The organism is Pseudomonas sp. Seg1 (assembly GCF_018326005.1).
In the GTDB taxonomy this organism is placed as follows: domain Bacteria; phylum Pseudomonadota; class Gammaproteobacteria; order Pseudomonadales; family Pseudomonadaceae; genus Aquipseudomonas.
Genome location: NZ_AP021903.1, coordinates 410,615 through 425,850, shown reverse-complemented (window position 1 = coordinate 425,850; position 15,236 = coordinate 410,615). Strand labels below are relative to the sequence as shown.

Here is a 15,236-nt window from a genome sequence, read left to right as displayed (position 1 = left end):
TTATTCCTTGTGGTAGGCCGTAGCGCGGGCCACTTCTTCTTTCGAGCCGAGGAACACCGCTACGCGCTGGTGCAGGCCTTCAGGCTGAATGTCGAGAATACGCTGGTGACCGTCGGTGGACGCGCCGCCCGCTTGTTCCACCAGGAACGACATCGGGTTGGCTTCGTACATCAGACGCAGTTTGCCGGGCTTGGATGGCTCGCGGCTGTCGCGCGGGTACATGAACAGACCGCCACGGGTCAGGATGCGGTGAACGTCGGCAACCATCGCCGCGACCCAACGCATGTTGTAGTTCTTCTTCAGCGGGCCTTCTTCACCGGCCAGCAGCTCGCCTACGTAGCGTTGTACCGGGGCTTCCCAGTGACGCTGGTTGGACATGTTGATGGCGAATTCCTGGGTGGACTCAGGAATGGTGATGTCTTCGTGGGTCAGCACGAAGCTGCCCATTTCGCGGTCCAGAGTGAAGCCTTTGACGCCGTCGCCCAGGGTCAGCACCAGCATGGTCTGTGGGCCATAGATCGCGTAACCGGCAGCAACTTGCTGAGTGCCTGGTTGCAGGAAGGCTTTTTCGTTCAGCGGCTCGTTCTGGCTGAGGTATTCGTTCGGGCAACGCAGTACCGAGAAGATGGTGCCGACCGGAGCGTTGATGTCGATGTTCGACGAACCGTCCAGTGGGTCGAATACCAGCAAGTAGGCGCCTTTCGGGTATTTGCCCGGGATCTGGTAGGCATTGTCCATTTCTTCGGACGCCATGCCGGCCAGGTGACCGCCCCATTCGTTGGCTTCGAGCAGAATCTCGTTGGAGATCACGTCGAGCTTCTTCTGCACTTCGCCTTGCACGTTTTCAGTGCCCATGCTGCCCAGAACACCACCCAGGGCGCCTTTGGACACGGCGTGGCTGATTTCCTTACAGGCACGCGCCACCACTTCGATCAGGAAGCGCAGATCGGCAGGAGTGTTGTTGCTGCGGGTCTGCTCAATCAAATAGCGACTCAAGGTAACGCGGGACATGGACGGCTCCGGTGGAATGGGGGACTAAAAACCCGCGCAGTTTACAGGGAGTCTGAAAACGTAGCGAGCGAAGACGCCCGGTAACGTGCGTTGGGGTGTATTTGCCTGCATGAGACGTGATTGTCGATGGAGAGTTCAGGTAGCGGATTTAGCGTAGTCCGGTTCGGGACGGGTGGTGGTTGAGTGAAGCAACAGTTTGAGGATTTTTGTTGGCTGATCGGCCCTCATCGCTGGCAAGCCAGCTCCCACAGGTTCTTGGGAGTACACAAAACAGGTGAACGACCGAGATCACTGTGGGAGCTGGCTTGCCAGCGATTGGCGCGCAGCGCCATTCATGCTCAGGAATTGGTCGGTGGCTTGCGCAGCAGACTCGCCGCCATCGCCCCGAGGAACACCACGCTCACCAGCAATACCGCCCACAAACCGATCTTCTTCCAATTGGTCTCAGCCACCGCTGCAGTGGTCGCCGTCGAAGTCTGCGTCGCAACCACTTCACCCTGCACCTTAGCCTGGCCCAGCGTCGCGAGTTTCTCCGGTTTGAAATCCGGAATCAGCGTGCTCAGTGGCAGGTTCGCGGTTTTCACCGTCGAATTGCCCAACGCCAGGCTGTACGGCCCGTCCCCACGCGCCAGGAAGATCACCTGAGTCGCCCGCACCGCGTATTTCATACTCGGCGCCTGCTCACCCAAACCGCCGCCACGTTCATCCACCGTCAGCTTCAACTGCTGAACAGTCTGCCCGTACAGCTGCAATTCGTTCTGCACCACGTCCTGGCCATTCTGCGCCAGGCGATACAACAAACCACTGCTCAGCGTCTGCCACGGCAGGCTGCTCTCGCGCCGACCCGCCAACGTCACTGGCGCCAAGCTGTTTGGTTGCTTCAGTTCAACCTGCACCCGCTCAACGTTGAGCCCCATCGGCAATTGCCAGGTGTATTCGCCCGCCTTGGTGCTGCTGCCGGCCAGCTCTGGCGACCAGACCAACGGCAGCGGCACGTTGCGCGGGTCGCTGCTTTTCAGTTGCGCCGAGGTCAGGGTCGGTGCCGAATTCGGCGATTCCCACAGCAGGCGCACATAGCGGGCGGATTGCCCCGGTAACGTCACTTCATGCTGTTCGATGCGCTCATCGGAAAAGGTCAGCCGCGCCACCTGGCCTTCGCCCCACGGTTGCCAGTGCTGCAAGTCGTCACTGGCCTCGATGCTGAAACGCTGGAAGCCATCGCGCTCGCTGGTCCAGTCGAGGATCAGCTGTTGCAACGGCGCCTTGATCGCGCTGGCATCGAGCAGCCAGCCACGCAGCACTTCTTCACCGGCCTCCAACTGGCTGGACGGTTGCACTTCAACCAGCGTGCCCGTGGTGGTGGATTGCACGCGCACGTTCGGCGCGCGCTCCGTGGCGTCGGCGGCGGTGTACAGCGGGAACCACTTGACCTCATGCAACTGGCCGTCGTCGCGGGTCTGCGCCGATTCGCGGGCCAAGGCATAGGCTTGCACTTCGCCAGCGGCGTTAAACACCCGCAAGTCACTCAGATCAGTCTGACGCGCCTGCAATTGCACGCTCAGCGGCAGTTCGAGGCGATACCACGGGCCATTGCCGCTGACCGTCAGCGGCACCTGCGTGGCGAAGTCCGCCGGTTTTTCCTGGGCGCCGGCCGCCATCACCACGCCCAACGCCAACCACCCCAGATTTCGCATGCGACTCAAGATGAAACTCCTTCGGTTTCCGGGACAGGCTTGCCCGCCGCCGGCTCGGCTTCGACGCGTTTGGGTGGTAGCGGCGCGAAATAGCCCACCACCAGCAACAACACGCCGACGCCGATAAACGAAACGATCCGGGCGAGACCGCCACGGTTGCTCAGTTCGACAAAAATCAGTTTGGCCACTACCAGCGCAATCAGCGCCGCGCCGATCAGCCACACCTCACGACGATGACGCAAATGCCCGCCGATCATCAGCCCCAGCGCCATCAGCGTCCAGACGATGGACAACCCGGCCTGCACCAGCATCGATTCCAGCAGTTGATCCAGCTCGAACGGAACGCCCGCCCAATGATGCGCGGCACGGGTCACCAATGCCGTGCAGAAGGCGAACAGCGAAACCCCGGCGATCAGTTGCGTAGCGTTATCAGCGTAGTCCTGGCGGATCGACAACTGCGACACCGCACTGCGCGACCAGACGTAAACGCCGAACAAGGCGAACAGCAGACCCAGTTCCAGCGGATTGAGCAGTGGCACGTACGGCAGCGGTTCGGCATTGCCATCGCTGACGCCGTTGGCCAGCCAGAACCAGCCCAGCATCAACACCGCCAGCGGTGCAGCGGCGTACAAACGGTATTCGCGGGCAAACGTCGCCACCGGCCATGGCCAGTTACGCGGTGCAGCCGCCATAAGCAGATACAGGCTCGGCAGAATCGCCCAACCCAGCCAGCGCCAGGCGTTGTATTGCTCGGACAACAGCAGCAAGCCGTAGCGCAATTCCAGCGCCAGCACGCCGATCAGCAGCCAGCAACCGAGCACATGCGCAGTGCTCAAAGCGCGGGCCGGCAGCATCGGTTGCAACCGCCGCAGACTGAAGAAGTGCACGGTGAACACCAATGCCCACGCCAGCCAGCCGAAGTCTGCCGCCGGGTGATAACGCGAATGCCACGCCGCCAATAACACCAGTCCCGCCGCCGGAATCAGCAACGTGCAGAGCAGGCCCAACGCCGGCCATTTCAGACGCAGAGACAACAACGTCCAGAGTGCGACACTCAGTGCCGCGACCAACAACAAAAGTGTGCCCTGTAGATTCAACGGCGCAAATCGCAGCACCTCGCTGACCCACGCCAGCGCCCACCAACCGGCGCCCCACACCAGCAAGACCTCGGACAAGCGTTGCAAACTCAGCGCATCAAATGCCGAGGCGTGATTACCCAATTGCAGACGCCACGCGCCGATCATCGCCGCCAGCCCCAGCACCAGCGGCGTCCAGAAACCGCCGTGGGCCAACGGCTTCAGCCCTTCGCTGGACAGCGGCCCGAGCAACTCGGGGCCGGCCAGCAAAAACGCCGCGCCACCGATCAACTGCAACAGCAGACCGAAGACAAAACTAACGCGCTGCTTGAGGTACAGGCTCAGCCAGATGATCAACAGACCACTGGCCGCCCACACCGCACTCGCGGTCTGCCACGGCAGCACGAACAGCACCGCCAGATTGATCAGCACCAGACCGGCCAACAGCACCACCGACAAGCCGCGCAGCAGACGCACGTCACCGCGCACCATCTCATCGCGCGCCGCCAGCAACATGCCGGCGATCAGCGCCAGACCGATCAGCGACGCACTGAGCAAGCCGCTCCAACCGGCACTGAACACCGCCGCAGAGTCCTCGCCCGCGCCTTGCAGACGCAACAGGAACAACGCGCCGCCGAGCAGTTGCACGGCAAATGCGGTGAACAGGAACGTGCGCGATTGCAGGCGCAGACCAACGAATAACGTCGCCAGCCCGGCCAGCGCCCAACTGATCGCCGTGCCTTGAACGAAGAAGAACAATGGCGCCAGCAGATAGAGGAAGGTCAGCCCCACACACGCCAGCACCGGCAAGCCTTGGCGCTCCCACGGCGACGTCTGCTCCAACGCGGCTTGGCGCAGTTGATAGAAGCTGAACAGCAGCGCCGCGCCGAGCATCAACGCACCTAGCGGCGCACCGTCGAGCAAACTGCTTTCGCCGACGCGCAACTGACTGAGGAACGCCAACGCCGAACCGAGTTGCAGCAGCAAGGCAAAGGCCCGGGCGAACGGTCGATGCTGTCGCAAACCGAGCCAGAAAATCCCCGCGCCTTCCACCGCCCACGCCGCCGACGTCCAGCGCGCATCGAGCCCCAGCGGGATCGCCAGACTGGCAAAAATCACCCCGAGCGCCAGACAGGTCTCACCCAGCAAAATCGCGCGTCCGCTCATCAATACCTTGGCCAGCGCCATGTAGATCATGCCCAGCGCGAGGGCGCTGAACGCGGCGGCGAACTCTAGATGCTGCACTAACGCAAACTGCAAACCGAAACCAATGATCGGCGGGCCAAACAGCATCGTCCCATCAACGTAATCGCCCTTGCGCGCCGACCATTGCAGGAGCGCGCCACGGTCGCCGTCCGCCGGCGCGTCGGGCATGTCGAGCAACTTGCGCCGAGCGAACAGCAGGCCGATGGCGAGGTACATCAGGAAGAACAGAATCAGGAACGGCTCGGTGCTCCACAAAAGCTCCGGCGCGTACGAACGCAGGCCCCAGGCGAAACCGATGCCGAAGGTGCCGACGAAGCCGATCAGGTTGAGCAGCCGCCAGGCCTTGAACCAGGCGATGGTGAGAATGCCGGCGTTGAGCAAGGCGAAATAACTGAACAACGCGACATGGTTGCCAGCGCCGGTCGAGGTCAGGATCGGCGCGGCGAAACCGCCCAGCGCGGCCACCGCTGCCAGCGCCAGCGAGTCTTGGGTGATCGCCAGAATCGCCGAGAACACCGTCACCGCCACCAGCAAGCCAAGTGCCGCCGAAGGATCAAGCAACGGATGCAAACGCATCGCCGCAAACACCGTCAGGTACAGCACCGCGATCCCGGTACCTTGCAGCATCAACGCGTAATGGCTGTTGCGATGGCGTAGCCACCAGCCCAGCGCCAGCAGGCCCAGCGCCGCCGCCGCGACCCCGGCGTAACGCAATTCGATCGGCACGACCATGCCTTCGGTGGCGTAGCGCAGCAGGAATGCCAGACCGAAGAACAACAGCACCACACCGACTCGCAGCACGGTGTTGCCGCCGAACAGCCAGTTACGCGCCGCGTCGAGGCCGCGCTGGATGAGATTCGGGCCACGGGGCTCGGCAGGTTGTCGGGGTTCAGGTTCAGGCGTAACGGCGTCCAGACGCCAGACATCGTCCGGCAGCGGTTGGCTGGTTTCGCGAGTGACGGCGGATAGCGGTTCCAGATCGGCCGGCAGTTCCCAGACCAGTTCAGGGGCTGGAATCGGCGCCTCTTCGACAACTTTGGCGGGTTCGGCGACTGGCTCGGCGGCAGGTGCCGCACTCGGAGGTGGCGCTGCACGGAGCGGCGCGCCTTCCAGCAAAAACAGACGCTGTTCGACGGCCTGCAAGGCGACTTTCGCCTGTTCAAATTGACGCTGCTGTTCCGCCGCCTGCGAGCCAAGCCGCGCGATGCGGAACGTCTGCCCGATCGCCAAACCCAGCAACGCGCCCAACAACGCCGAGCTGAACGACTCATCGAGCAGCCAGCCAAGCACCAGCCCGATCAACATGAACATCCATTGCATGGTCGATATCCCTAAGCGGCCCCAAGGCGGGGCGAGTCCGGCGATTGCCTCAGTCTAGGCACAAACCCTGTAGGAGTGAGCCTTTGTGGCGAGGGGATTCATCCCCGATGGGGTGCGAAGCGGCCCCAAGAATCTTGGGACAGCTGCGCTGTCCATCGGGGATAAATCCCCTCGCCACAGGGTTCAATCCTTTCAGTGATATGCGGCGCCTGATGCGGCCCGGTAACCGGCGCTCAGTATATCGATCCGGCCCAACAAACGTTGGGCCTTGCGCACAATTGTTGCGGAAAGTTACTCCAGCGCTTTCCAGATATCCGTGGCGTACTCGCGAATCGTCCGGTCGGACGAGAACCAGCCCATTCGCGCGGTGTTGAGCACCGCCGAACGCCACCAGTTGTTGCTGTCGTGCCAGTGCTCTTCGACGCGTTTCTGCGCTTCCCAGTAGGAATCGAAGTCGGCGCAGACGAGGAAGCGGTCGTAGTCCACCAGCGAATCGATCAGCCCGGTATAACGCGACGTGTCATCCGGCGAGAACACCCCGCTGCGGATCGCTTGCAGCACATCGTTCAATCGATGGGAGGCGGCAATGTCCGGTGCGGCGCTGAACTCGTGGTTCTGTTTGCGCGCTTCAACCTGCTGGGCGCTGAGACCGAAGATGAACATGTGCTCGGCACCAATGCGCTCGCACATTTCCACGTTGGCACCGTCCAGCGTGCCGATGGTCAGTGCGCCGTTGAGGCCGAACTTCATGTTGCTGGTGCCCGACGCTTCGAAACCGGCAGTTGAGATCTGCTCGGACAAATCCGCCGCCGGAATAATGCTCTCCGCCAGGCTGACGTTGTAGTTGGGCAGGAACACCACTTTCAGCAAACCACGTACGGTCGGGTCGTTGTTCACCACCCGCGCGATGTCGTTGGTCAGTTTGATGATCAGCTTGGCCTGGTGATAACTCGCGGCCGCTTTACCGGCGAAGATTTTCACTCGCGGCACCCAGTCGACTTCAGGCTCGGCACGAATGGCCTGATACAGCGCCACGGTGTGCAGCAGGTTGAGCAACTGGCGTTTGTATTCGTGGATCCGTTTGACCTGGACGTCGAACATCGCCGCCGGATTGACCGCGATGCCCAGACGTTCGTGGATCAGATAGGCCAGGGCTTTTTTGCTGTGCAGGCGCTGCTCGGCGAAGGCTTTGCGGAACGCGGTTTTCTCGGCGAACGGTTCCAGATCAAGCAAGCGCTCTTCGGGGTTATCCAGCACATCCGGGCCGAGAGAATCGACCAGCATCGAGGTCAGTTCAGAGTTGGCCTGGAACAACCAACGGCGGAAGGTGATGCCGTTGGTTTTGTTGTTGATCCGCTCCGGGTAGAGCTTGTGCAGTTCGGCAAACACGGTTTTGCGCATCAGTTGCGTGTGCAGCCCGGACACGCCATTGACGCTGTGCGAACCAAGAAACGCGAGGTTGCCCATACGCACCCGGCGACCGTTGTCTTCTTCGATCAGCGACACCGCGCGCAGCACGTCGAAATCGTGAATGCCTTTGGCACGCAGCGAGTCGATGTGCTGGGCATTGATCAGATAGATGATCTGCATGTGTCGCGGCAGCATGCGTTCCATCAAACCGACTGGCCAGGTTTCCAGCGCTTCCGGCAGCAACGTGTGGTTGGTGTAAGACAGCGTGTCGACGGTGACTTGCCACGCCGCATCCCAGGCCACGTCGTAGACGTCGACCAGTTGGCGCATCAGTTCGGCGACGGCAATCGAAGGGTGCGTGTCGTTGAGCTGGATCGCCGCGTGATCGCCCAAGGTCAGCACCGAGGTGTGCATGTTGCGGTGACGACGCAGCAAATCCTGCAAGGAGGCGGCGACGAAGAAGTATTCCTGGCGCAGACGCAGTTCCTGCCCCGCTTCAGTGCTGTCCGCCGGGTAGAGCACGCGGGAGATGCTTTCAGCACGGGCCACTTCGGCGACAGCACCGAGGTGGTCACCGGCGTTGAAACGCTCCAGGTGCAAATCTTCCATGGCCCGGGCACGCCACAGGCGCAAGGTGTTGACGCTCGCTCCGCGCCAGCCGACTACGGGTGTGTCATAGGCAATCGCACGGACGGTCTCCGCTGGCGACCAGACTTGCTTGGTTTTGCCGCTGGCATCAGTGACGGTTTCGACGCTGCCACCAAAGCCGATGCTGTAAACGACTTCTGGCCGTTCGAACTCCCACGGGTTGCCGAAATCCAGCCAATGCTCCGTCTGTTCTTGCTGCCAGCCATCGACGATCGCTTGGCGGAACAAGCCATGTTCATAACGAATGCCGTAGCCGTGTCCGGCGATGCCGAGGGTCGACATGCTTTCCATGAAGCACGCCGCCAGGCGGCCGAGACCACCGTTGCCGAGCGCCGCATCCGGCTCCAGCAGCCGGATGCGTTCCAGATCGACACCGAGTTCGGTCAACGCTTCGCGGGCGACGTCGAGCAGGCCGAGGTTGCTCAGGCTGTCATAGAGCAAACGGCCGATGAGAAATTCCAGCGAGAGGTAGTACACCCGCTTCTGACCTTTGCGGTAGATCTGGCGCGTGTGGTCCATCCAGTGCTCGACCATGTGGTCGCGCGCGGCCAAAGCAATCGCTTCAAACCAGTCATGGTCGAAGGCGTGATCGGGGTCTTTACCCACCGCATAGGTGAGTTTGGTCAGGACGGCGTCGCGGAATGCGGCCACCTCTGCTTCGCGAACTAGTGGTTCTTGAGTCATCGATAGGACCTCGAGCGAGCGGGGAATTGTCTGAGCCTAGACGGTCTGACCGACGGTAGCGGCGCAGGTTCGGCAGTTTTTCCTGAGACGGTGAGATGGCCCGGCATTACCCTGGCGGATGAGCTAATGAATGCAGGGGCCGTGCCGAACTGTTCGGCAAAAAGCCTGCATGCAGAAAAAATCTGGCGAAAGGTTGTTCAAAAATCCACCAGTCCCGGTATGATCGCGCGCCCTGATGCACACACGCCTGGTAACTCCCGATGATGAAGCCCAACCTGATTGCTGCCGCCGAGATCGATCGTCTCGATACGTGGGCCAAATATTCGGCCCCGATGTGCGGTTCCTGCATCTCCAGCTGCTGCACGCTGCCAGTCGAGGTGAAGATCAAGGATCTGGTGCGCATCGGTGTGGTCGACGAGTTCGAACTGGGCGATCCGCCGAAGAACATCGCCAAGCGCCTGCAAAAGGAAGGGCTGGTCGAGCGCTTCAATCAGAAGTCGGGGATCTTTACCCTTCAGCGCATGAGCAACAACGATTGCTACTACCTGGATCGTAAGAGCCGCCTGTGCACCATTTATGACAAGCGCCCTGATACCTGCCGCAATCACCCGAAGATCGGCCCGCGTCCGGGGTATTGTGCGTACAAGCCGAAGGAAGTGGTGCGCGAACAGAATTTCCGGGCGATCGAGAAATTTTGATCTGCCCTGAAACGTTCAGCGGCTGATCGGCCGCCATCGCTGGCAAGCCAGCTCCCACAATGATGTGGTCGTACACATATTTTATATACGACCCATAACCCTGTGGGAGCTGGCTTGCCAGCGATGGGCCAGTGCACACACCACACAAATCCCAGACAAACAAAAACGCCCCCGGTCTCGCGACCGGGGGCGTTTTTTCAAGCTCGGGCTAAATTACGCCTTGGCTTTCTTGGCAGCGCGGGTACGCTCGCTTTCGTCCAGGATCTTCTTGCGAAGACGGATGGACTTAGGAGTAACTTCGCACAGCTCGTCTTCCTGGATGTATTCCAGAGCCTGTTCCAGAGTGAAGCGAACAGGTGGTACCAGAGCGATGGTTTCGTCTTTACCCGAAGCACGCATGTTGTCGAGCTTCTTGCCTTTGGTTGGGTTCACACCCAGGTCGTTGTCGCGGCTGTTCTGACCAACGATTTGACCGTTGTAGATCTCCTGGCCGTGTTCTACGAACAGCTTGCCACGAGCCTGCAGGGTTTCCAGCGAGTAGGTCAGTGCCTTGCCGGTTTCAACCGAAACCAGAACGCCGTTCTGACGGCCGGACATGTGGCCCGACTTCACTGGAGCGTAACGGTCGAAGATCGAGGTCAGGATGCCAGCACCGTTGGTCAGGGTCAGGAACTGGTTACGGAAACCGATCAGACCGCGAGCAGGGATGTTGTATTCCAGACGAACACGGCCCTTGCCATCCGGCACCATGTTGCTCAGGTCGCCCTTACGCAGACCCATCTCTTCCATGACCTTGCCCTGCGATTCTTCAGGGATGTCGATGGTCACGTTTTCGAACGGTTCCTGCTTCACGCCGTCAACTTCACGGATGATCACTTCAGGACGGCCCAGAGCCAGCTCGAAGCCTTCGCGACGCATGGTTTCGATCAGTACCGAGAGGTGCAGCTCACCACGGCCGGAAACCTTGAACTTGTCAGCCGAGTCGCCTTCTTCAACGCGCAGTGCAACGTTGTACAGCAGCTCTTTGTCCAGACGATCCTTGATGTTACGGGAGGTCACGAACTTGCCTTCTTTACCGCAGAATGGCGAGTCGTTTACCTGGAAGGTCATGGAAACGGTTGGCTCGTCAACGGTCAGCGGCTTCATCGCCTCAACGGTGTTGATGTCGCACAGGGTGTCGGAGATGAACAGCTCGTCGAAGCCGCTGATGCAGACGATGTCGCCGGCCGCTGCTTCTTCAACGTCAATGCGGTGCAGACCGTGGTGACCCATCAGCTTCAGGATACGACCGTTGCGGCGCTTGCCGTCGGCGCTGATAGCGACAACCGGGGTGTTCGGCTTGACGCGACCACGAGCGATACGGCCAACACCGATAACACCCAGGAAGCTGTTGTAGTCCAGAGCGGAGATCTGCATCTGGAACGGACCATCACGGTCAACAGCCGGAGGCGGAACGTGGTCGACAACCGCTTGGTACAGCGGGGTCATGTCTTCAGCCATGGCGGTGTGATCCAGACCGGCAATGCCGTTCAGGGCCGAGGCGTAAACAACCTGGAAGTCCAGTTGTTCTTCGGTCGCACCGAGGTTGTCGAACAGGTCGAAGATCTGGTCCAGAACCCAGTCCGGACGCGCGCCTGGACGGTCAACCTTGTTGATGACCACGATTGGACGCAGGCCGGCTTCGAAAGCCTTCTTGGTCACGAAACGGGTTTGCGGCATAGGGCCGTCTTGAGCGTCAACCAGCAGCAGAACGGAGTCAACCATCGACATTACGCGTTCAACTTCGCCGCCGAAGTCGGCGTGGCCCGGGGTGTCCACGATGTTGATGTGGTAGCCGTTCCAGTTGATGGCGGTGTTTTTCGCCAGAATGGTAATACCGCGCTCTTTTTCCTGGTCGTTGGAGTCCATCACGCGCTCGTCGTTGAGCTCGTTGCGCTCCAGTGTGCCGGATTGACGCAGGAGTTTGTCTACCAGGGTGGTTTTACCATGGTCAACGTGGGCAATGATGGCGATGTTGCGTAGATTTTCGATCACTTGTGTATCTCGATCAGAGGATTCGGTTTGCTGACAAGTCTTGGCAGCGATTAGCAGTAGTGTCCGGCATGGCCGTTACAGCTTGACGGCGGTGTCGGGGGGCCGGTGACGCAGGCCACAGGCAAACAGCCCCGGGCACTTAGCTCGGTCGATAAACGCGCACATTGGCATGCCCCTCACTGAGCAAATGGTGGGCATGCAGGCGACTCATCACGCCTTTGTCGCAATACAGCAGGTACTGGCGAGTAGGGTCCAGTTCCTTGAAACGTGCGTTCACTGCATAGAACGGCATCGTCTGTACCTCTATGCCGGCAAGCTCCAGCGGTTCGTCTTCAGCGGCGTCCGGGTGACGGATGTCGATGACGATCTGACCGGCCAGCGCTTCGCCGACTTCTTCAATTTGCAAATCCTGGCCCAATTCGTCGATGACTCGATCGATGGCGACCAGTTTGGCGTTGGCGAGCGCACGCTCGAGCACCGCCATGTCGAATTCTTTCTCTTCGTGTTCGACGCGGCCACGCTTGGCAGCGGTCTTCGGGTTAACCGAGATCACCCCGCAGTATTCCGGCATGTGCCGGGCGAAATCGGCGGTGCCGATCTCGTTGGCCGTGTCGATGATGTCCTGCTTGTGGGCGACGATCAGTGGGCGCAGGACCAGTTTGTCAGTTACACAATCGATCACCGACAGGTTCGGCAAGGTCTGGCTCGATACCTGGGAGATCGCCTCACCCGTGACCAGCGCATCGATGTGCAATCGGTCGGCAATGGCCGAGGACGCGCGCAACATCATACGCTTCAATACGACGCCCATATGACTGTTATCGACTTTGCCGAGAATTTCGCCCAACACTTCTTCGAACGGAACACTGACAAATAGCACGCGTTGCGAACTGCCGTACTTCTTCCAGATGAAATGCGCGACTTCCATCACGCCCAATTCGTGGGCACGCCCGCCCAGATTGAAGAAGCAGAAGTGCGCCATCAGGCCGCGACGCATGATCTGGTAGGCCGCAACAGTCGAATCAAAGCCGCCGGACATCAATACCAGCGTCTGCTCCAACGCACCCAGCGGGTAACCGCCGATGCCGTTGTGCTGGCTGTGGATCACAAACAACCGTTTGTCGCGAACTTCGATGCGGACTTCGATTTCCGGCGCTTTCAGGTCGATTCCGGCAGCACCGCATTCACGACGCAGCTTGCTGCCGACGTATTTTTCGACGTCCATCGAGCTGAACGCATGCTTGCCTGCACGCTTGCAGCGCACCGAGAAAATCTTTCCGGCCAGCGCATCACCGTAGTGCTGTTTGCACTTTTCGGTGATGTCGTCGAAGTCCCCCAGCGGGTACTCGTCGATCTGCAGAAAGTGCGCGATGCCCGGCATGCAGGTCAGGCGCTCGCCCATCTCTTTCAAGGCTTTGGCGTCGGTGACACGGGTTTCCAGCTCGAGGTTGTCCCACACACCGTTCACCACCACAGCCGGGTCCAGATCGCGGAGCACGGCGCGGATGTTTTTGGCCAACTGGCGGATAAATTTCGTCCGGACAGGTCGACTCTTGATGGTGATCTCGGGGAAGACTTTTACGATTAGTTTCATGAAAACAGCGCGCGCAGGGCCAGCCGAAAAAGGGGGGCGCGGATTATAGCGGAAATTGCTCAAGGTTTAACCAGTTAATGTGCAGAAGGTTTTGCACGCACCAAAACAGGTCATTTTTCGATTGTGACGCCACATTAGAGGGCGAGAATTTACGCTTTAAGACGGTTTGCACCTTAATAAGCGTGAATTTGGGGCAAAAAACCCATGCTGGGGCACTGGCATGCAATTTGCTCCCTTGTGAGGCAGGTTGCCTTGGCAGACTATCTGCGCCGGCATCACCCATATTAAGGGCATCCACTACCAAGCCCTAAGCCACCCGGAGGACACTATGTCGAAGTCGGTTCAACTCATCAAAGATCATGACGTCAAGTGGATTGATCTGCGCTTCACGGACACCAAAGGCACTCAGCACCACGTGACCATGCCGGCTCGCGATGCGCTGGAAGACGACTTCTTCGAAGTCGGCAAGATGTTCGACGGTTCCTCCATCGCTGGCTGGAAAGGCATCGAAGCCTCCGACATGATCCTGCTGCCGGACGACGACACTGCCGTGCTCGACCCGTTCACCGAAGACGCGACCCTGATCCTGGTCTGCGACATCATCGAACCGTCGACCATGCAAGGTTACGATCGTGACCCACGCGCCATCGCTCACCGCGCCGAGGAATACCTGAAGACCACCGGTATCGGTGACACCGTCTTCGCTGGCCCAGAGCCAGAATTCTTCATCTTCGACGAAGTGAAGTTCAAGTCGGACATCTCCGGCTCGATGTTCAAGATCTACTCCGAACAAGGTTCGTGGATGTCCGACCAGGACATCGAAGGCGGCAACAAAGGCCACCGTCCAGGCGTCAAAGGTGGCTACTTCCCGGTTCCGCCGTTCGACCACGACCACGAAATCCGTACTGCCATGTGCAACGCACTGGAAGAAATGGGCCAGACCGTTGAAGTTCACCACCACGAAGTGGCGACTGCCGGTCAGAACGAAATCGGTGTCAAGTTCAACACCCTGGTGAAGAAAGCTGACGAAGTTCAGACTCTGAAATACGTTGTACACAACGTCGCTGACGCTTACGGCCGCACCGCGACCTTCATGCCGAAGCCACTGTACGGCGACAACGGTTCGGGCATGCACGTACACATGTCCATCGCCAAAGATGGCAAGAACACCTTCGCTGGCGAAGGCTATGCCGGCCTGTCCGAAACCGCCCTGTACTTCATCGGCGGCATCATCAAGCACGGTAAGGCACTGAACGGCTTCACCAACCCGGCCACCAACTCCTACAAGCGTCTGGTGCCAGGCTTCGAAGCTCCGGTAATGCTGGCCTACTCGGCTCGCAACCGTTCCGCCTCGATCCGCATTCCTTACGTCAACAGCCCACGTGGCCGTCGTATCGAAGCGCGTTTCCCGGATCCGGCTGCCAACCCGTACCTGGCATTCGCAGCACTGCTGATGGCCGGTCTGGACGGTATCCAGAACAAGATCCACCCAGGCGATGCCGCTGACAAAAACCTGTATGACCTGCCGCCTGAAGAGGCGAAAGAGATCCCACAAGTTTGCGGCAGCCTGAAAGAAGCCCTGGAAGAGCTGGACAAGGGCCGTGCGTTCCTGACCAAGGGCGGCGTGTTCTCCGACGACTTCATCGACGCTTACATCGCGCTGAAATCCGAAGAAGAAATCAAGGTCCGCACCTTCGTGCACCCACTGGAATATGAGCTGTACTACAGCTGCTGATCCGGTAGCGCTGCAGCACGCGGCGTGACAAAAAGAGGCCTCCTTCGGGAGGCCTTTTTTGTGCCCGCGCTTCCATGGATAATCCGCCGCCTCAGCGCCCGTCCGGCGCCTTGACGAAGGGATTCG

At 60.0% G+C, this 15,236-nt stretch carries 8 protein-coding genes; 2 read left to right on the top strand and 6 right to left on the bottom strand.

Features of this window, described 5'->3' with window-relative positions; genetic code table 11:
• From KI231_RS01820 to KI231_RS01805, 4 genes are all read right to left on the bottom strand, one after another.
• Positions 1–1,011 (bottom strand): class 1 fructose-bisphosphatase, encoded by a 1,011-nt coding sequence (locus KI231_RS01820; RefSeq protein ID WP_007909265.1) that lies wholly within the window; start codon positions 1,009–1,011, stop codon positions 1–3.
• A gap of 338 nt (positions 1,012–1,349) precedes the next feature.
• Positions 1,350–2,714, bottom strand: coding sequence for a DUF3999 domain-containing protein (locus tag KI231_RS01815; protein WP_213027271.1), 1,365 nt, complete (start codon positions 2,712–2,714; stop codon positions 1,350–1,352).
• Positions 2,711–6,307, bottom strand: a complete 3,597-nt coding sequence (locus KI231_RS01810) for a DUF2339 domain-containing protein (protein WP_213027270.1) — start codon at positions 6,305–6,307, stop codon at positions 2,711–2,713. The genes KI231_RS01815 and KI231_RS01810 overlap by 4 nt, the downstream gene beginning before the upstream one ends.
• A gap of 291 nt (positions 6,308–6,598) precedes the next feature.
• A complete protein-coding gene (locus KI231_RS01805) occupies positions 6,599–9,049 on the bottom strand; it encodes a glycogen/starch/alpha-glucan phosphorylase (RefSeq protein ID WP_103304212.1) in 2,451 nt (816 codons plus the stop codon).
• Positions 9,050–9,309: 260 nt separating this feature from the next.
• Between KI231_RS01805 and KI231_RS01800 the strand changes: the two genes are divergently transcribed.
• Complete coding sequence (locus KI231_RS01800; RefSeq protein WP_008080573.1) at positions 9,310–9,747, top strand: YkgJ family cysteine cluster protein; 438 nt, start codon at positions 9,310–9,312, stop codon at positions 9,745–9,747.
• 213 nt (positions 9,748–9,960) lie between these two features.
• Here the strand turns inward: KI231_RS01800 and typA are convergent, their stop codons facing one another.
• The gene (gene typA / locus KI231_RS01795; RefSeq protein ID WP_003220792.1) at positions 9,961–11,781 is read right to left on the bottom strand and encodes a translational GTPase TypA; all 1,821 of its coding nucleotides are present in this window, start codon (positions 11,779–11,781) and stop codon (positions 9,961–9,963) included.
• Between the two features lie 139 nt (positions 11,782–11,920).
• Positions 11,921–13,375 carry a tRNA uracil 4-sulfurtransferase ThiI gene (gene thiI, locus KI231_RS01790; protein WP_103304211.1) on the bottom strand — a complete coding sequence of 485 codons (1,455 nt, stop codon included), beginning with the start codon at positions 13,373–13,375 and terminating at the stop codon, positions 11,921–11,923.
• 328 nt (positions 13,376–13,703) lie between these two features.
• Between thiI and glnA the strand changes: the two genes are divergently transcribed.
• Positions 13,704–15,110: a glutamate--ammonia ligase gene (glnA, locus tag KI231_RS01785; protein ID WP_007961736.1), complete on the top strand. Its 1,407-nt coding sequence runs from the start codon at positions 13,704–13,706 to the stop codon at positions 15,108–15,110.
• Positions 15,111–15,236 lie beyond the last annotated feature (126 nt).

What these genes read in the sequence shown, in the direction of transcription:
- KI231_RS01800 (WP_008080573.1), top strand. Translation starts at nt 9,310, where the DNA reads ATGATGAAGCCCAACCTGATTGCTGCCGCCGAGATCGATCGTCTCGAT.
- KI231_RS01820 (WP_007909265.1), bottom strand. Translation starts at nt 1,011, where the DNA reads ATGTCCCGCGTTACCTTGAGTCGCTATTTGATTGAGCAGACCCGCAGC.
- KI231_RS01810 (WP_213027270.1), bottom strand. Translation starts at nt 6,307, where the DNA reads ATGCAATGGATGTTCATGTTGATCGGGCTGGTGCTTGGCTGGCTGCTC.
- KI231_RS01805 (WP_103304212.1), bottom strand. Translation starts at nt 9,049, where the DNA reads ATGACTCAAGAACCACTAGTTCGCGAAGCAGAGGTGGCCGCATTCCGC.
- thiI (WP_103304211.1), bottom strand. Translation starts at nt 13,375, where the DNA reads ATGAAACTAATCGTAAAAGTCTTCCCCGAGATCACCATCAAGAGTCGA.
- glnA (WP_007961736.1), top strand. Translation starts at nt 13,704, where the DNA reads ATGTCGAAGTCGGTTCAACTCATCAAAGATCATGACGTCAAGTGGATT.